General features: G+C 39.6%; 16 protein-coding genes. 9 read left to right on the forward strand and 7 right to left on the reverse strand.

Translation table 11 applies throughout. The features are described from left to right. The first annotated feature begins 124 nt into the window (after positions 1 to 124). A complete protein-coding gene (locus ACAN52_RS19970; protein WP_378956796.1) occupies positions 125 to 1,570 on the forward strand; it encodes a multicopper oxidase domain-containing protein in 1,446 nt (481 codons plus the stop codon). A 243-nt stretch (positions 1,571 to 1,813) separates the two neighbouring features. Further along, entirely contained in the window at positions 1,814 to 4,459 is a 2,646-nt protein-coding gene (locus tag ACAN52_RS19975) for a GAF domain-containing protein (RefSeq protein WP_378956798.1), read from the forward strand. Positions 4,460 to 4,837: 378 nt separating this feature from the next. Here ACAN52_RS19975 and ACAN52_RS19980 read toward each other — a convergent pair whose 3' ends face one another. Continuing rightward, positions 4,838 to 5,434 (reverse strand): TetR/AcrR family transcriptional regulator, encoded by a 597-nt coding sequence (locus tag ACAN52_RS19980; protein ID WP_378956799.1) that lies wholly within the window; start codon positions 5,432 to 5,434, stop codon positions 4,838 to 4,840. 367 nt (positions 5,435 to 5,801) lie between these two features. Here ACAN52_RS19980 and ACAN52_RS19985 point away from each other — a divergent pair, with 367 nt between their 5' ends. From ACAN52_RS19985 to ACAN52_RS20005, 5 genes are all read left to right on the forward strand, one after another. Continuing rightward, positions 5,802 to 7,127, forward strand: a complete 1,326-nt coding sequence (locus ACAN52_RS19985; RefSeq protein WP_378956800.1) for an MATE family efflux transporter — start codon at positions 5,802 to 5,804, stop codon at positions 7,125 to 7,127. 59 nt (positions 7,128 to 7,186) lie between these two features. Continuing rightward, positions 7,187 to 8,350, forward strand: a complete 1,164-nt coding sequence (locus ACAN52_RS19990) for an efflux RND transporter periplasmic adaptor subunit (RefSeq protein WP_378956801.1) — start codon at positions 7,187 to 7,189, stop codon at positions 8,348 to 8,350. A 14-nt stretch (positions 8,351 to 8,364) separates the two neighbouring features. Next, positions 8,365 to 11,532, forward strand: coding sequence for an efflux RND transporter permease subunit (locus tag ACAN52_RS19995; RefSeq protein ID WP_378956802.1), 3,168 nt, complete (start codon positions 8,365 to 8,367; stop codon positions 11,530 to 11,532). Between the two features lie 347 nt (positions 11,533 to 11,879). Continuing rightward, the gene (locus tag ACAN52_RS20000) at positions 11,880 to 12,524 is read left to right on the forward strand and encodes a Vat family streptogramin A O-acetyltransferase (RefSeq protein ID WP_378956805.1); all 645 of its coding nucleotides are present in this window, start codon (positions 11,880 to 11,882) and stop codon (positions 12,522 to 12,524) included. 127 nt (positions 12,525 to 12,651) lie between these two features. Continuing rightward, entirely contained in the window at positions 12,652 to 13,080 is a 429-nt protein-coding gene (locus tag ACAN52_RS20005) for an N-acetyltransferase (protein WP_378956806.1), read from the forward strand. Between the two features lie 221 nt (positions 13,081 to 13,301). On the opposite strand, the gene ACAN52_RS20010 is transcribed toward ACAN52_RS20005, so the two are convergent. Next, entirely contained in the window at positions 13,302 to 13,619 is a 318-nt protein-coding gene (locus ACAN52_RS20010; RefSeq protein WP_378956807.1) for an AzlD domain-containing protein, read from the reverse strand. Beyond that, on the reverse strand, positions 13,612 to 14,301 hold the full coding sequence (locus tag ACAN52_RS20015; RefSeq protein WP_378956808.1) for an AzlC family ABC transporter permease: 690 nt from the start codon (positions 14,299 to 14,301) through the stop codon (positions 13,612 to 13,614). Before ACAN52_RS20015 ends, ACAN52_RS20010 begins: the two co-directional genes overlap by 8 nt. Before the next feature lie 262 nt (positions 14,302 to 14,563). Between ACAN52_RS20015 and ACAN52_RS20020 the strand changes: the two genes are divergently transcribed. Both ACAN52_RS20020 and ACAN52_RS20025 read left to right on the forward strand, forming a co-directional pair. Further along, positions 14,564 to 15,136, forward strand: a complete 573-nt coding sequence (locus ACAN52_RS20020) for a helix-turn-helix domain-containing protein (protein WP_378956810.1) — start codon at positions 14,564 to 14,566, stop codon at positions 15,134 to 15,136. Between the two features lie 108 nt (positions 15,137 to 15,244). Then, positions 15,245 to 15,583, forward strand: coding sequence for an antibiotic biosynthesis monooxygenase family protein (locus tag ACAN52_RS20025; protein ID WP_378956812.1), 339 nt, complete (start codon positions 15,245 to 15,247; stop codon positions 15,581 to 15,583). Between the two features lie 54 nt (positions 15,584 to 15,637). Here ACAN52_RS20025 and fosX read toward each other — a convergent pair whose 3' ends face one another. The 4 genes from fosX to pta all read right to left on the reverse strand — a co-directional run bounded on the left by fosX (position 15,638) and on the right by pta (position 19,000). Continuing rightward, positions 15,638 to 16,042, reverse strand: coding sequence for a FosX/FosE/FosI family fosfomycin resistance hydrolase (gene fosX / locus ACAN52_RS20030; protein WP_378956813.1), 405 nt, complete (start codon positions 16,040 to 16,042; stop codon positions 15,638 to 15,640). Positions 16,043 to 16,084: 42 nt separating this feature from the next. Further along, on the reverse strand, positions 16,085 to 16,945 hold the full coding sequence (locus ACAN52_RS20035) for an EamA family transporter (protein ID WP_378956815.1): 861 nt from the start codon (positions 16,943 to 16,945) through the stop codon (positions 16,085 to 16,087). Positions 16,946 to 17,008: 63 nt separating this feature from the next. Continuing rightward, complete coding sequence (locus tag ACAN52_RS20040; RefSeq protein ID WP_378956817.1) at positions 17,009 to 17,956, reverse strand: NAD(P)-dependent oxidoreductase; 948 nt, start codon at positions 17,954 to 17,956, stop codon at positions 17,009 to 17,011. Positions 17,957 to 18,025: 69 nt separating this feature from the next. Then, positions 18,026 to 19,000: a phosphate acetyltransferase gene (gene pta / locus ACAN52_RS20045; protein ID WP_378956818.1), complete on the reverse strand. Its 975-nt coding sequence runs from the start codon at positions 18,998 to 19,000 to the stop codon at positions 18,026 to 18,028. Positions 19,001 to 19,119 lie beyond the last annotated feature (119 nt).

The raw sequence follows: 19,119 nt of genomic DNA on the forward strand, positions 1-19,119 counted from the left end.
TCATAACTTATAGAAGGTTATTCTGTCTGTTGATGCTGCCAAAGCTGAGTATGTACAGTAAAGAGTCATAATACCGATTTTCTGCATAGGATATTTTAAAAAAATTTAAAGAGGAGTAATTTAAATGTCTATTTTTAAGTATAATCTATTTGCTACTGATAATAAGATTATGCTCCCCTTAACACCCGATCCCTGCGGACCAAGAACCGAGCTTTATATATGGGGGTTCGCTGGTGGTTTGTATGAAAAAGATGGAGTCGTTATTAATCCAGAGTTCGCTGTTGAAAATGGATGTCAGTTTTTTGGCAATGCTAGTTTCCCTTCCCCGCGAATTGACGTGGAGTGCGGAGATCAGTTATTTATTACGTTAGTTAATCTTGGTATGAAGTACCGGCCAGACCTTCCTGATGTGCACAGCATTCATATTCACGGCGGTCATGTGGCTACTCAGCTTGATGGTGTTCCCGAAACCTCGTTTGGCGTTCCCATGCAGATGGGTGATGAGATGATGCCCAAATGTGCAATGGCGAATCCCTCAGTTGATCCCAATCAGGCCATAACCTATTATTTCGTACCAGAGCATCCTGGCACGTATTTTTATCATTGCCATCAAGAGGCTGCCGAGCACGTCCAAATGGGTATGTACGGTGCTTTAATCGTCTATCCATCGATCGAACATCTAAAAGATGCAGGAGTCCATAAACCCCATGGATATACCAATCGAAACTTTGCTTATGCCGACCAAGATACCTTTTTCAACAAGGAGTATGTCCTATTGCTTTCTGATATTGACCAAATATGGCACCAATTTGTACTTGAGGGTAGAAAGTTTTGTCCTGCGGATTTCAAACCAACAGCCTGGTTAGTCAATGGCCGTTCCTTTCCTGATACTCTTTTACCTACTGAAGTATCTGATAGTATAGGGGCTTACTCTATTCCGCTAGGATATGAATCCTATGTTCATGTAAAAACTGGAGAAAAATTTCTGATCCGGTTAATTAATATGGGATATCAGGTTATCCCATGGCATATCCACGGTTGGCATTTCCGCATCATTGGTAAAGACGCTCACCCAATGCCAGCTAATCCAGAGGATAAGAATTCGCAGATGGGCTTTACTCAACTTATAGGATCAGGAGAAAGTTATGATCTTCTCATCACCGCTGATAACAAAAAACCGTTGTATGGTGAATATATCAGTCAGGGGTTTCCTTGTATTATTAATTCACTTATGGAGCAGGTAAAAAAGGCCGAAATTGCTTCAGGTCAACATCTTTGGGCAAATATACCTAAAGAAGGAACATTTACTGGAGATTGCCCTTATGAAAAACTCTTTAGTTTCTTTAACTACGGACAAGAACCAAATCAGTTTTTTCCACAATTTTATATCATGCATAATCACGATGATTATAAAGCGACCACTCCGAAGGATTTAGCTAATCCCGAATCCGAAGATCAATGTTTGTACCCGGGCGGCCAACTCTGTTTTATGCAAATCGATGCTCCTGATCTGGGGCCTTGTCAATGCGTAGATCAGTGCCATTGTGGCAAGTGTCATAAAACAGAATAAAAACATGCGACAGGGGATGGTGGTTTGTCTTGTTTATAAGACAAACCACCATCCCCTATCTTTTGTGTGAGGAATCTATTTAGTTCCTAAACGCGTGATTAAAAATGTTTTTTTATGGAAAATTGTGCAGGATTGTCTGTTTCAAAGTAGAATAAATATTTTTATATCCGTTTTTTTGAATTATGCAGTATTCTTTGATTAATTGTTTTCGCATTAAATTTCTAATAAAGCGAGTTGAACTAAGTGAGTGATATTTCACATGTAGTGGCTTCTACGTTACCTCCCGGAGTCAACTTTCACGACTTATCGGGTGGAGGAGAAACCGGCCGGCTGATTCTAGCCAAGAACTGGAGTAACACTGCGCTTGGACCAATAGATTCCTGGCCGAAGATTCTCAAGAATTATCTGCAGATGATCCTTGAGTTGCCTACCGCGGCCATTATTTTCTGGGGTGAAGACCACATGCAGATATATAACGATGGCTATGCGCAGATCATGGGTTCACTCCATCCTGGCAACCTGGGGGCGACATTTCAGCAATGTTGGCCAAATGAATATGAGACCATTCATCCATGGATGCATCGGGTATTAGATAACGGTGAGACGGTCAAGGTCGAGAAAATGCTCATTCCGCTTTTTAGGCACGGTTTTACGAATGAGGCCTACTTCACCTTTTCCTTTACCCCGCTTCGTGATGATCACGGAGTAATCGTCGGTGTTCTGCAACTGGTAACGGAAGTGACCGATACAGTTCTGTGTGAGCGCCGTATAAGTTGCCTATATGACCTTGCTGCTACTAAGACGGCACACATTAGAGACGTTGAAAAAGTCCTACGGAGTACTTCAAATGTGTTAAGCCGATATAATTCCGAAATGCCTATTTTCGCACTGTATATGCGAAATTTCCAAGACCAAATGAAATTGGTTCGTATAGGTCGATCCGAGGTGAGGAGCTTGCTCCCGCTAGAGATTGATCTGCGATCTGCTGGCAATGGATTAATTTCGAAGATAGCAGAGGCCATTCAAGAACAAAAGGTCATTTCTAGTAGCGATTCAATCCACACCATTCATAGTAGGGCTAGGCAAAATACTCGACGCTCCGTCGTTATCTTGCCAATAACTTCTCCAGATGTCAGGAGTGCTGCTGGCGTTCTTGTGGTTGAGACAAATCCGCACCTTAAGTTTGACCATAGGTATCAGAGCTTCTTGGAACTTATTATCGAGCAAATTTCGACTATGCTCAGAGCGGCACAAGACCATAAATATGAAAAGAGATGGACCGAAGAATTATCCATGCTTAAACGGGACGAAGAAGAGTTGGCAGCCATCCAGTGTCTCTACCGGATAAGCACCCTTCCCATCAGTGCCGATTCACTTATTGAAATCAGCAACATAATACTGGAAACTGCAATAGACCTGGCGGGTGCCGATATGGGCACTTTTCAGTTGCTTGACGCGGAGAGTGATGTGCTAAAGATAACTGCTCAACTCGGGTTTAAGCAACCTTTCCTTGATTTCTTTGCCACCGTCCACGCTGGTTGTGGAGCCGCCTGTGGTGCAGCTCTAGCGGAGCGGAATCGAGTATTTGTTGAAAACGTCAGCGAGAGTCCTATTTTTGTGGGCACACCTGCATTAGAGGTCTTACTAACGGCTGGAGTACGGGCTGTCCAGTCCACTCCACTGATTAGCCGCTCTGGCCGTTTAGTTGGCATGATTGCCACCCATTACCGGGAAAAAGTCGAAAGAGGAAAGTTTGACCTGACGTACATCGACCTGCTGTGTGGACAGGCGGCAGATATTATCGAACAGGTGCAGGCCGAAAAGGCACTTCTCGAGAGCGAGAAAAAGTATCGTCAACTTTTCGAAATGATGAACGAAGGGTTCGCCTTAATCGAAATGATCTTTGATGATGATGGTCAACCGGTGGACTATTTGATGCTGGAGATTAATCCGGCGTGGGAAAGGCACGCTGGGATGATCCGACAACAGGTCATAGGTAGGCGGATGACCGAGTTGCTACCGGAGGTCGAAGCAGTCTGGCTCAAGCGTTACGGTGAAGTCGTGACAAGCGGTAAGGCAAACAGATTTGAGGAATATAACGTCTCGTTGGACCGCTGGTTCGAGGTTTTCGCCTATCCGTTATACAAGGGCAACAGATTTGCCGTTATCTTATCTGACATAACCGAGCGCAGACGAGTAGAAGCCGAAATGCAGAGGCTGGATCGTCTCAACATCGTCGGCGAAATGTCGGCAGCTATCGGCCACGAGATTCGAAATCCCATGACCACCGTGCGTGGTTATCTGCAGTTTCTTCAGCGTAAAACAGAAGAAGGGTCTAACCAGTACGGAATCTTTGATACCATGATCGAAGAGCTTGACCGGGCGAATCTAATTATAAGTGAATTTTTGTCCCTGGCTAAAGATAAGGCTATAGAGTTGGCGAGCGGCAATCTGAACAATGTCATTAATAAGCTGCAGCCACTCCTACAGGCCGAAGCGTTACGTATTGGGCACGAACTCATTATTGAATTGGGTGAGGTTCCTGATGTAATGATTGATGAGCGGGAAATTCGCCAAATGATTCTCAACTTTATTTGCAACGGTTTTGAGGCCATGAAGATTGGCGGAAGATTGACAATCACAACTTACGCACAAAAAGAGTGGGTAATGGTAAGTATTCGTGACACCGGACCAGGCATACCTCCGATGGTTATGAATAAACTTGGAGTGCCATTTACAACGACGAAGGAAAGCGGAACTGGTCTTGGCCTGTCAGTGTGTTATCGTATCGCCCAGCGGCATAAGGCATTTATTGATGTAAAGACCTCTTCCCTGGGAACGGTATTTACAGTTTTCTTTCCTATGGTAGACCTTAACAATAATGGTTAAGAGTCGGACGTTGGATAACGTCCTTATGTAATAATAAACTTAGGGTATTGCGTAATGAAAGCCAGTCTTCACTTTGAACTGAACCCCTTGTATTGGATTTTCTAGAAAAAATCTAATACAAGGGGTTCAGTTCATGTTAGATGATAGCTTTCTTTCTATATTATGCTGTAAAATCTATGAATTCTTGAAGGGGAAAGAGATTGTGCTAAATTCATGAGGTGAAAATAATAAGAATGCGCTGACGATTATAATAGACGATAAAATCGTTAATGAATTATATGATTGTTGATATGCTTCAAATTCATAATGCTGATAACATTCTTGTTCAATAGTTTTAAAACATATCAGGAAGGGGGATATGATCTTCAAATCGCAAGTTTAAATAGGATTGCATATTGGTTCTAAATAAATAGTGTATAAGTTGCTCTTTATCTGCTCTATAGTATATTTATTATTACGTAGAAAGATGTAAGCATCAATACTGATTATCGTCAATAGAGTATGCGTAATAAATTTTATTTCTAAATTAATTGGACTTTGTTTGTTTAAATGATTCTCAAGTAAGTTATATAACGTTTGATACAACCAAGAGTAAATGGGTGATGAATAAAAATTGCAATGAATGGAAGGCTTGATGATCATTGCAGAGTCCTTAAAATATTGATATCCTTTTTCGCTGAATTCAATAAAACAATCGAAGAAAAATTTTATTTGCTCAAAGGTGGAATTTTTGGAATCTTCAATAAAAAGCGTTATTTCTGCTTTTAATAATTTGATATCCTCCATAAGTAAGTCTAGAAAAATCTCCTCCATACTCTTATAGCGGCGATAAAGAGTAGCTTGCCCTATACCTGTTTTCCTAGCAATCTGGTACATCTTGACGTTAGATATTCCGCCGTTTTCAATAATTAGCTTATGAGCAGTTTGTAAGATACGAGTGCTTATTTGGTCTTTTTCTTTAATATCATCTGACATATGGCAATAATCCTCCTCAATCTATAGTTATAATACATAAAAACATTCCAAAGATATTGCAAAAAAATAGTATTATTTATGATTGGTTTCATCATTATAACATATTTGAAAGATTGATTTAAAAATCTCCTTGTACGAAATCGGATAAATATAACGTTTTATCTAAGATCGATCATTATTATAAGAAAAAATCAATTGACCACCGGACAGTTGTCCGGTAAAATATAGACAGGACAATTGTCCGGTAGAAACTTTGTCATTTATGTAAAAAGTGTGAATAGCGAGGATGTACTACATTAAAAATATGGGACAGTGGTTGCTATTAGTTGAATAGATGAATTTCTATGTAATAGTAATGGAGTTTGTAATGAAAAATGATATTTTTGAAAATCTGCCAATCTATAAGGCGGTAGGAAGTTTAGCACTGCCAACTATGATGGGAATGCTAGTTATGGTTGTTTATAATTTGACGGGGACTTTTTTTGTTGGACAGTTACATGATGCGAATCAGATAGCTGCTATTACGATTAGTATGCCAATTTTTCTCCTATTGATGGCATTTGGCACTTTACTCGGTGTTGGTGGTGGCAGCTATATATCCATTCTTTTGGGAAAGAAGGAAGGTGTAGAGGCAAAACAAGCAGCGTCCTTTGCCTTTTATGGGAGCCTTGTAATAGGAGTTATCTGTATGCTTGTAGGTCTGATGTTTATGCAGCAGATCTTAAGTTTATCAGGAGCAAGTGTTCATACATATGAGTATGCTAAAGGTTATTTGATGATTATTGCCATTGGCTCTCCCGCTATCGTAGCGAGTTTTTCTTTAGGACAGATCATTCGCGCCGAAGGGGCGGCAAAAGAAGCAATGGCAGGAATGATGATTGGAACGATCATTAATATAGTTCTTGATCCTATTTTCATCTTATGGATGGGAATGGGCGTAACAGGTGCTGCCGTCGCTACTGTTCTTGCCAATGTTATTTCAGTCTGTTATTATATCGACTATTTTGTGAAGAAAAATAGTCAACTGTCTATCTCATTAAAAAGTTTTGTATTGACTAAGAAGATGCTTAAGGCTGTGTTTTCAATCGGAACCCCTGCGTCGATCAATTCTCTGTTAATGAGCACGTCTAATATTATTCTAAATAATTTTGCTGTACAGTATGGGGACAATGTTGTGGCTGCCTTAGGAGTAGTCAGTAGAGTGATTTTAATTCCCATCATGCTGTTACTTGGTTTATGCCAAGGAGTACAGCCACTTATCGGCTACAACTATGCAGCAAACAATAAAAAGCGTATGACTGACATTATAAATTTTACAGCTATCTGGGGAACTGCTATAGGAGCTATTTTTACAATATTGCTCTATTGGATAGGGAAGAGTGTAATTGAGGTATTTAGTAATGATCCTGCGGTTGTGAATTTAGGAGAATATTTTTTGCAAGTAATTTTACTATCAATTCCCTTTTTAGGAATTCAGTTTTTGGTGACGACTAGCTTTCAGGCTATGGGGAAAGGGATTCCTTCACTTTGGCTTTCCATTTCAAGACAAGGAATACTGTTTATTCCCATTCTAATTCTTGCTAATGAATGGGGGGGATTAAAGGGGGTTATTTCTGCTCAACCACTAACTGATATTATGACTACGGTTTTAGCTATAGTTTTGTTTTATAGGGAAATTAGAAAAAAGCATTAAGTGGACTGGTTTCGTGATGAAAAAAACATCGGTAACGGTACAATTAGGAGGAATCATAAATGAGTATTAAACTGTCAAGTAACATGAAAATTGGACTTATTGTTGTAGCCATTGTGGCAGCTGTTGGTGTCTCACGTCATATGGCATCATTCAAACCGCCTATGAACATGCCACAAACAGTACAAGTAAAAGCTATGCAGGTGATCCAGAGGGATACACCGATTAACTATGAGTTTGTAGGGCAGGTTAAATCCAAAAATGAAGTAAAGATCATGTCCAAAGTATCAGGCAATATTGTAGAAAAGATGGTGAATGGTGGCGATACAGTCTACAAAGGACAGCCATTGTTTCGAATTGATAATAAGCAATACCGGTCATCTGTTAATTCCGCCCGAGCAACATTGAGAAAATCACAAGCCGCACTAGAGAATACCCAAAAAGATGTGGAAAGATACAGGCAATTGGTAGCCATTAATGGCATTGCTCGGCAAACCTTAGATAGCCAAGTAGCCCAAGCAGCAGAAGATGCTGCTGAAGTGGAAGCTAACCGGGCTAATTTACAACAAGCACAAGAGGATGAGCAGGATACGTTAATTCTATCACCTGTTGATGGTCGAATTGATTTGAATGATTTAAGTGTGGGAGACTATGTAGCAGCAGGAACGACTAAAATGGCGACGGTATCATCAATTGATCCTACCTGGGTTCAATTTAGTATGAGTGAAAATGAATATTTAAATCTTGCCCAGTTGGGAAATGGTAATTTACCAAATAGCTTTAAGGATAATCTCAAACTTATCCTTAGTAATGGAACCCAATATCCATTGGCAGGTCACATCGAACAAATCGATAAGGGCATTAGTGACGCAACAGGTACAATTACGATAAAAGCAGCATTTAGTAATCCACAAAAAATGCTCCTGCCAGGCATGTTTGCTAAGGTATCTGCGCAAGGAGAAGTAACTCAAGGAGCTTTACTCATTCCGCAACGGGCCGTGACAGAATTACTAAATAAGACATTTATTAGCGTAGTAACCGATGATAATAAAGCACAAAGCCGACAAGTAACCATGGGAGAACGAATTGGTAATCTGTGGTTAGTAAAGGATGGTGTAACGATCAATGATCGCATTATTGTGGAAGGGCTCACTAAAGTGAAAGACGGAACCGCATTGGAAGTCATTATGGTACAACCGGATCAATTGCAAATTCCGGCTAAGTAATAGGGGGTTTTTGAATGGCTAGTTTTTTTATTAATCGACCAATTTTTGCGATTGTATTATCGATTATCATTACGATCATCGGCGTGACTTCTGCATTTAATTTGCCTGTAGCCCAGTATCCTCAAATTTCGCCGCCAACAATTTCGATTAGTGCAGCATATCAAGGCGCAAATGCTGAAGTAATAGATCAAACGGTAGCGCAGATCATTGAACAACAAATTAATGGTGTGGAAGGTATGTCCTATATGTCTTCCACGAGTTCAGATTCAGGTTCCTATTCACTAAGTGTGCAGTTTGAATCTGGAACCAATGCTGATACTGCCGCAGTGCAGACACAAAATCGGGTATCAGAGGCCACATCATCATTGCCAAGTGATGTTCAGACAGCGGGTATTACAACCAGAAAATCATCCCAAGATATGTCTTTGATTCTTACTCTCTATTCGCCCAATGATGCATATGATGTAAATTTCTTAAAAAATTATGGCAGTATTTATCTGCTTGATAAGATAAAACGTGTCAAAGGCGTTGGAGATGTATCGGAATTTGGCTCTGACTATAGTATGAGAATATGGTTGCAACCTGAAAAAATGGGCAGTCTTGGAATATCAACAAAACAAGTCACAGATGCTATTACAAAGCAAAATATTCAAGCGCCAGCAGGGGCAATTGGACAGATGCCTGCAGATTCTCAACAAGAATTTGAGTATAATACCCGCGTAAAAGGAAGGCTAACTACGCCCCAAGAATTTGAAAATATCGTCATCAGTTCAGCAGGAAACGGTTCTTTTATTCGTATGAAAGATATAGCGCGGGTGGAATTAGCCAGTAAAGCCTATACTTATGAAAGCGTAGTAAATGGTCATATCGGTGCAGGGATTGCTGTTAAATTAACAAGTGATGCGAATGCTTTAGAAACAATTGGAAATGTGAAAACGGTGATTGAGAATGCCTCACAAGATTTTCCTCCTGGTTTGGAATATAAAGTGGTTGTCGATAGTACTAAATTTGTTCGGGAATCCATGATTGAAGTGCTTAAAACTCTGGGCGAAGCCATGCTACTGGTTTTAATTGTGGTATTTCTTTTTTTACAGAGTTGGCGTGCCACTTTGATTCCGATGCTGGCCATTCCAGTATCCTTGATAGGAACCTTTGGTGTTTTTATTGCACTAGGGTTTACCATTAACACTCTAACGTTATTTGCCATGGTTCTGGCTATTGGACTGGTAGTGGATGATGCAATTGTTGTTATTGAAGCAGTGGAACATCACATGCGATATTCAGGGCTTACGCCAATCGAGGCCACTAAACGAGCCATGAGTCAAGTTTCCGGGCCCGTTATTGCCATTGCTTTTGTACTCGCTTCCGTATTTATTCCAGTTGCCTTTTTTGGCGGGATGATGGGGATTTTATACAAGCAATTTGCCTTAACTATTGCTGCATCCATGGCTTTATCAGCGGTGGTCGCGTTGTCTCTTACACCGGCACTTTGTGTATTATTACTTAAGCCCTATAATCCAGATGCTCATGGTGGATTTGTCGGTAATTTTTTTGAAAAGTTTAATCACTGGTTTGAAAGAATGATCGAAAAATATGGACGGGGTTTAACGCATCTCATTCCTAAATCACGTGCATGTATGATTGTATTGGTTCTTTTATGCTTTTCCATTGGCGGATTATATAAACTAGTTCCTACGTCTTTTGTGCCTGAAGAAGATCAGGGGTACTACATTGCCAGTTTTTCCCTGACTGAGGCAGCTAGTCTGAATCGCACGAAGGCAGTAACAAAAGAGCTTGGGAAAAAGCTGGGTGATCAACCAGGCGTTGCAAATATTATGGCCATATCGGGGCTGGATTTATTGGGTGGAGGAATGAAGTCGAATTCGGCAGTTATGTTTGTTGGCCTGGATTCCTGGGAGCAAAGAACAAGTCCCCAATTATCAGTAGGCGCACAAGTTGGTCAAACATTTGGCATTGGCGCTCAGTTACCGGAAGGAATGGTGATTGCGTTTGCTCCTCCGTCATTACCAGGACTTGGCATGGTGGGTGGATTAACTCTCATGCTCCAGGATCAAAACGGCGGTTCCTTAGAAAACCTGGATCGCATAACACAAGATTTTATCACTGCAGCGAAAGAGCGTCCCGAGATTGCGTCAATCACTTCAAGTTTTAACGCCAATACTCCAGGCTACGAATTTGAAGTGGATCGGGAAAAAGCTCAGAACATGGGAGTGGAGGTTGAGGATGTATTCACTACCTTACAAGTATTTCTTGGTGGATCACAGGTTAATGATTTTAATGAATTCGGTCGTAGTTATAAGGTCATTGTGCAAGCTGAAACATCATCTCGCAGTGATATCAATGCAACACGCAAGTTGTTTGTAAAAAGTTCTAGTGGCGCAATGGTACCATTAAATACTCTGTTAAAACCTAAGAGTATCAATGCGCCTGCGACCATTACAAGATATAATGGTGTCAAAGCTGTTCAAATCAACGCAACCCAAGCATCTGGTTATAGCTCGGGTCAGGCAATGGCGGCCCTTGAAGAAGTAGCTAAAACATTGCCCAGTGGCTATTCTTATGAATGGTCTGGCCAAAGTCGTGAAGAACGCAGTTCAGGTAATCAAAGTTTCATTGTATTTGGCATGGCGATTACCTTTGCATTTTTGTGTTTAGCTGCACTTTACGAAAGCTGGAGTGTTCCATTTGCAGTGTTACTTACCGTTCCCGTAGGCATATTTGGTGCTTTTTTATCTCAGTATGCACGTAACTTGGAAAATAGCATATATATGCAAATTGCGTTAGTTATGCTCATTGGTTTAGCAGCGAAGAACGCTATATTGATTGTAGAGTTTGCTAAAGTAAGGGTTGATCATGGTATGGACATCGTCCAAGCCGCCATTGAAGCGGCAAAAATTCGTCTACGTCCTATCATTATGACATCATTAGCGTTTATTATCGGTTGTGTTCCGTTGGCGATTGCTAGCGGCGCTGGTGCCGGTGCCAGAAATGCAATGGGAACGTCGGTGGTAGGCGGTATGTTAGTAGCTACAGCCCTTGGAATCTTCTTAATACCCGTCCTTTTTGTAGTAATAGAAAAGTTAACAAAAAAAACGAGTATATTGGATAAAGGTATAAGGCATTCTGTAGAAGTGTCAAATTCGGAGTATACAATCAAGTAACCGTTTATGGGTATTGAATAGGAAGTAGCTATTTGCCTTATTAGGAAAATAGCTACTTCCTATTTTGGAAGATATTTGCTTTGACTTCCTTAAAATAATAAATATTATGGAAGTTTCTAAAGTTTTAGCATTTGCTATCATAATAGTTTTTCGTATATAATTTAGTAAGATTTGCAAGGTCACGCCTCGCCACCACTACCTAAATCTGGAATATTTATGAAACCACGAATTTTGTGGCTTTTTTGCTATATGTGCTTTTAGAAGACCGACAGTGTTAAAAAATCCTGTGAAATACTATGCGCGGGTATGAAAGAGATTAATCAAGATTATAGAAGGAGTGAGAAAGTATGTTTGGACCAGATAGGAAAAAGTTATATCCAAATGCTAATATAAAGACCGTTTGTTATATTAGTAATCTGCCGAAAAGATCAAATGTTGAGATTGGGGATTATACATATTATAGCGATAACAAAAATTCCCCAGAGAAGTTTTATGATAACATTGAGCATCACTATGAATTTCTAGGCGATAAATTAATAATAGGAAAATTTTGTACAATTGCCGAGGGTGTTAAATTCATTATGAATGGTGCTAATCATCAAATGAATGGATTTACAACATATCCTTTTTTTATTTTCGGTGATGGTTGGGAAAAGGTTATGCCTAACATAGAGCTGTTACCTTTTAAGGGTGATACTGTAATCGGTAACGATGTATGGATTGGACAAAATGTAACGATCATGCCAGGAGTAAAAATCGGTGATGGGGCAATTATTGCTACGAACTCAACAGTGACAAAAGATGTTAAGCCGTATACCATTGTTGGTGGTAATCCTGCGAAGGATATTAAAAAACGTTTTAGAGATGAGAAAATTGAATTATTATTAGAACTTCAATGGTGGAACTGGGACGAGAAGAAGATCTTTGAGAATATTGAAAAATTAACATCGGCTAATGATCTTGATACTCTTAAAAAGATGCTTGTGAAATAGAAATATGATGACCATTCCGGTGGATTCTAAATTTGGCGCTAAATGCCTGCCTAATCTAATGCCGGAGGAAATACTCGGCGTCTAGACTATATTTTTCAATACTTGAATCAAGTTAAAAGGAGTATATATGATTGATAAATTTAACAAAAATGAACTAGATGAAGTCATGAATATTTGGCTTAATACCAATATAGATGCGCATGATTTCATCCCTAAAGATTACTGGATTAAGAATTATAATGTAGTTAAAGAACAGTATATTCCAATAGCCAAAACCTTCGTGTATAAAGAAAATAATATTATTATTGCATTTATTAGTATCATTGAAGCCTCTTTTATAGGTGCTTTATTTGTTAAAAAAGAATATCAGAGACAGGGAATCGGTTTAAAACTAATCAACCACTGTAAAACGCTATATCCCATTTTGAAATTAGCTGTTTATGTCGATAATATAAATTCTGTTAAATTTTATAAAAGATGTAATTTTAAAGTAAAAGCTGAACAAGATAATGAAAGTTCTGGCTTTAAAGAATATATAATGAGTTGGGATAAATAGTAATTGTAAACAGAATTGAAGATGATACACGCTATTTTCTTTTTAATACCATATTGTTATCTAGCAATGCCGTAGGTAAGCGTAAGGGCAGGGGACGGTGGTTTGTCTTATTTAAGACGCCCCACCGTCCCCTATCTTCACGTCAAAATATATCTGCTTCTTGTATGGGTGAATTCTTTTCTTCAGCGTCAACATGATTAGGATTTTTCAAGCAGCTCAATTTAACTTATTAAATAACGAGATAACCATCCAATAATTGCTCCAATTAAAACAGCAGGAAGAAATGTTTTTAGTATCTTGATTGTGATTGCTGTGGTAAGACAGCCGATAAGAATCGGGAATGAAACGACTAGATGTCCATTCGTGGGTACTAGGATTTGTTTGACGACAAGTGCCGATATAATTCCAATAGGAACATAATTAAAATATAGCCGCAAGGTGGAACTCATCTCTCGCCCTGCCATCATTTCCATGCCTATGATGCGTGATAGATAGGTAGAAATTGCTAGTAATCCAATTAAAATCCAATTATTAAGCATTTTGAGCCCTCCTCATTAAATAAAGACCCATAAGCGGTGAAAAAACACCAGTAATAATGATCGTAAATTCATTACCCGGAATGAAATACTCGAGCCCAAAGGCTATGACTACAGCAGTGAGCGCTGTTGCGATTACCGGTTTTTCTTTAAGACTGGGGATCAGGAGAGCTGTAAAGGTAACCGGAAACGCTAAGTCTAATCCCCATTTTTGAGGATCAATCTGGTTTCCAATTAAAGCTCCAATGAGGGAAGACAAGGCCCAAGCTACATAGAATGTACCAGTAACTATTCCAAAATAAAGAGGATCCGGCCCATATTTTTTAAACCTTGAAATTCCTAAAACAAAAGGTTCATCTGAAACACCAAAAGCTAATAACCACTTCCATTTATTAGCAGGGGCAAGACCTTCGGTTAAAGCTGCTCCGTACAATAAATTGCGCAAATTTAACAAAACGGAGGTAAAAAATATACTGGCTAGACTTGCGCCCGTCGTCAACATTGCAACTGCTACCATTTGTATAGACCCGGAAAATACCAACAAGGACATTGCCACGGCACCTACTAAACTAAAATTGGCTTGCGTTGCCAGTACACCATAAGATAACCCATAGGCTGCAATGGCAATTGCTAATGGCAAAGCTTCCGTAAAACCAGTTTTTATGGTTTCTTTTTTTTCATTCATCGTAATAACAACTCCCTTATCTTATATTGCAAAATATTACTTGCCCCAAAAAATGATTCATACCGATAGCACTTCACTGATAAAAAGCGAAAAGGCTAGTCCGTATAGTGTAAAATACACACTGAAATGGTATAATAAAATTTACCTATAGCTTATTATAATATAATAAACGTAAAAATGGTATATTAAATTTAATATATAGTTAATTATAATATACCAAAAAACGCAAAAAAATTATATGTTTTGATTGAGGGAGGAAAACATGAACACTGAAAAACCTTGGGCAGAAGGGGATGTGGGAAAGTATATCGGCGCTAATCTGCGACAATTCCGGGGGAATAAAGGAATTAGTATGGATGTCTTGGCCAAACAAATCGGGGTTAGTAAATTAACATTGATTAATATCGAGCGAGGGGAAGCCAATCCTACTTTGTCCGTAATCTGGAAAATCGCAAATGGTCTGAAAATCCCGATAACCGCTCTATTGTCGATCGAATCGGATGTCTCCATCAGTCGCAAGAACGATGGGATAAAACTGAGCAGTTCAAGCGACGTGTTTGTCGTTGAGCCTTTATTTCGTTCTCATAGCACGATTGAGTTTTATCGAGGATACTTACAGCCACAAGGGGAATATCTTTCAGAGGCACACCAACTGGGAGTGATGGAATTTGTTACCGTTATGTGTGGCCGATTGACAGTGGAGGTGGACGGCGAAACGTATCACTTGGATGAGTACGATTCCATTCGTTTTAAAGGAGATCGTCTCCATAAGTACACCAATCCCTCTTCCTCCTTAACAATTTTGCACTTTGCTATTTCTTATAATAATCTTTAACACAAGGACAGTGTTTCTTAAAAGCGCAGAGTTTGAGGAAATACAGAAAAGGATTTTGAGTCAGGATTCACGAAGAAGTTCATGTAATTCATTGCAAGGAGTGATTTAGTGAGTGAACTAGCTGAGACCCCGAGACCACCGTATTATGCCGTAATATTTACTTCAGTCAGAACTGAAGGCGACAATGGCTATGAAAAGATGGCTGATGAAATGGTTAAGCTAGGGTTTAACCAACCTGGGTTTTTAGGAGCCGAAAGCACCAGAGACATAAACGGAGTAGGTATAACCGTATCCTATTGGGATTCGATTGAGGCTATTGAAAATTGGAAAAATCACCTATGCCACAAGGAAGCTCAAAAATTAGGAGAAGATTTGTGGTACAAAACTTTTGCCACTAGAGTGTGCAAAGTCGAAAGGCATGGTCTCTTTAAGCCTAGCGTTGAGTGATAGACGAAAAAAGAGCAAAAAAAGGAGGGTCTAGTAGACTCTCCTTTCGTCTTGTCACTTCATTTTATATCTTTCTAACCGCTGAGAAAGTGTTCCGGTATGTATTTCAAATAAATGATTGTCGAAGTCATAAAAATACAATGATCTGCCTTCGCCTTCTACGCGTGGTCGGGGTGGTTTAAAATCTACACCCATTCGTCGAATACGTGATTCATAGGTTTCAAAATCTGCTTCTGCGATTTTAAATGCGATGTGGTTGTATGTACGAGTAGGAAGGGACTCTCCTTCCATAATTGCAATCCATTGCTCGCCAATCATGAAGAATTTTTCTCTCGATATTGAGAATGTAGTATCTCCGCTAGAGTAAACTTCTTCTGCTCCAAATATTTCTTTGAAAAATTTAGTCGCAAGTTCAAGGTCTCTAACAATAAAAGTAACGTGACTGATGCCTTCTATCACATTATCTCCTCCTATGAATTTGTTATTCTTTTGAAAATATTACTATCCTATGGACAGTGCTCCCAGACCAATGATCATCGCGCTCGCTCCGATGACACGAATCTTCATATTTCCTTCTGATAGCAGCCTGGCCCCCATTGCAGTGCCTATTAGAATGCTGATTTCTCGCGCTGGTGCTATATAACTTACAGGACTGAATACCATAGCAGTTAAAACCAAAATATACGTCAATGGGCATAAAATAGCCACACTAATAGCTTCGATTTTGTGACTGGACCATTGGTCTTTTACTTTGTCCCAATTTTTAGACGCATATGGAGTTAAGAGAAGTACTCGTCCTAAGTTTGCCGACCAATCAAGAAGTAAAGGTGGTATCAGGAAGGTGCTGACAGCCAATTTGTCTGAGAGGGTATATCCAGCAATCATAGTGCCGCAGAGAATAGCAAATATCATTGGCTTGCTGGCGGTTGGTTCCGTGAGCTTAAAGGGATTCCCCGTGATTACAACAATCCCGAGTCCGATTAGTAGCGTTCCGATAAGCGCTACTGTGGAAGGATGTTCGCCTAAAACTACAATGGCTGCAATAGTCGAAAGCATAGGGCCCGTACCGCGAGCAAGAGGATAGATAACCGAAAGATCACCAATCCGATAGCCTTTGTCCAACATGATATAATATAAAGAATGCAATATGGCGCTGCCTAGCATAAAGCCTAATTGATGCCATCCGATAACCGGCTTTTGCACGACAATGATCCATACAGCGAACGGAAAATAAAGAAAAGTGGAAAGAACGGCGAATAGCCAAATAAAGGCTGTACCACCGCATGCTTTCTTGGCTAAATAATTCCAGGTAGCATGACCAAAGGCGGCAATTAGGATAAGAATAATAGCCGATCCTGTCATATAATCCCTCCGAAGCTAATCGTCATTTGACTATTAGCTTTATTAATTTTTATTGTACCAAAGCTATAATAACTGATTGAGCTTGCTTTCAGGCTCTTTACCATTCTCTATACGTTTTATATTATTCACGAAGAAATCATATCTTTTTTTATGGAATTTGAGACCGTCAGGCATGCCTGCCGTATGGGGAGTAAGTATCACATTACCCAGATTCCGGAGCTCACTGTCAGTTGGAAGGGGTTCAGATTCAAACACATCCAGGCATGCGCCTGAAATGTCCCCGTTTTTTAATGCATCTATCAAGTCTCTTTCATTGACAATCCCGCCGCGGGCTGTATTGATAAAAAGTGTGGTATTCTTCATTTTCTTGAATACTGTTTTGTTGATCAACTGTTTGGTTTGCTGATTTAGAGGTATATGTACACTTACTATGTCCGATGCGCTTACAAGAGTATCGAAATCCGTTATTTTGACAAAACCGTCAGATTGTTGAGCGGCATTTCTAGCATAAGCCAGTACATTCATATCAAAAACCTTGCAAAACTCAGCTACTTTTTTACCGATGGCGCCTAGGCCGATAATCCCAATCGTTTTGCCTTTTAGTTCACTCCCTGTATAGTCCAATTGATTTTGATCCATCCTGTTTTTCATGAAAGCATCAAGAAACGGTATGTTTTTATAATAAGACAATATCAGTGCCATTACGTGCTCGGCTACTGCCTGTGCATTCACTCCTGCAGCATTAGCCACCCAAATGCCGAGCTGCGTGCAGGCATCGATATCTACATTATCAAATCCTGCACCCGTCTGTACCAATTTTAAGTTTTTTGCTATAGAAAGCAGGCTGCGATCCACTTTAATATGTTCAGGTATGATTACCTGGCAATCTTCAATATGATGCAGCATTTCTTTTCCGGGCGGGACAATTACAATGTCCCAGTCTTTTGGAAAATGCCTTGCAATATTTGATTTTGAGGTCTCTGTAAAATAGCCGACTATGAGAATCTTCATTGCTAAACCACCTTTCATACTCTATACCATGCTTCGAAGAAAACCCGTTAGGGATAACACTTGGGAAGTTTATCCTTTTAAGGAAGCAGTAATAATTGCCATATTATAAACTTCATCTGCATTACAACCTCTTGAAAGGTCGTTTATCGGTGCATTTAGCCCTTGTAGGATCGGACCATATGCCTCAAAGTTTCCAAGACGCTGAGCTATCTTATAACCAATATTACCGGCATTAATATCTGGGAATATGAAAGTGTTCGCTTCCCCAGCGACAGGAGAGTGTGACGCTTTTATTTTTGCAACATCTTTGGAAAACGCGGCATCAAACTGCAGCTCACCGTCAATTGAAAAATCAAGATTCATACTCTTTAATTTTGTGGCTGTATTTCGCATTTTATCAACTGATTCTCCTGTGCCTGAGCCTAACGTACTATAAGATAATAATGCAACTTTTGGATCAATTGAAAAGATTTTTGCTGTTCTTGCCGTTTCAACAGCAATCTCGACAAGTTCATCCTCACTTGGATTCAAGTTGATAGCACAATCGGCCATCGCGTATTTTTCTATAACATTCTCTATTTTGCGATATAGAATAAAGCAACTTGAAACAATTCTATTTCCAGGTGATGTTTTAATAAGTTGAAGTGCCGGGCGAACGGTATCGGCAGTAGAATAGGTTGCACCACCCAAAAGTCCGTCAGCATACCCTATTTTTACAAGCATCGTACCGAAATAATTAGTTTTCATCAAAGACTCTCGGCAGGCGGTCTCATCCATTTTTCCTTTTCTAAGTTCAACCATCATCAGAGCCATGGATTCTATAGCAGGATATGTTTTAGGATCGATGATTTCAATTTCATTTGTAAGAAAACCATACTTTTGCGATTGCCTATGTATTTCTTCTGGATTACCAAGCAGTATCGGTTCGAGGATCTTCTCTTTTTTTAAACGGCTTGCAGCCTCAAGAATTCTTGGATCTGAACCTTCCGTAAATACTAGCTTTTGCTGTTTGGTTTTTAATTTTTCAATCATACTTTCAAACATTTTATGTACCTCCATTTTTTACTTATTAGATTTTGCTTAGCCAATTCTGTCATATGAGCCTTCCAGTGAAAAAGCGTTTGACTATCATCTCTAATAATGATAATTTTAAACATAAAGAA

This window comes from Pelosinus sp. sgz500959 (assembly GCF_042610375.1).
Taxonomy (GTDB): domain Bacteria; phylum Bacillota; class Negativicutes; order DSM-13327; family DSM-13327; genus CTSoil-075.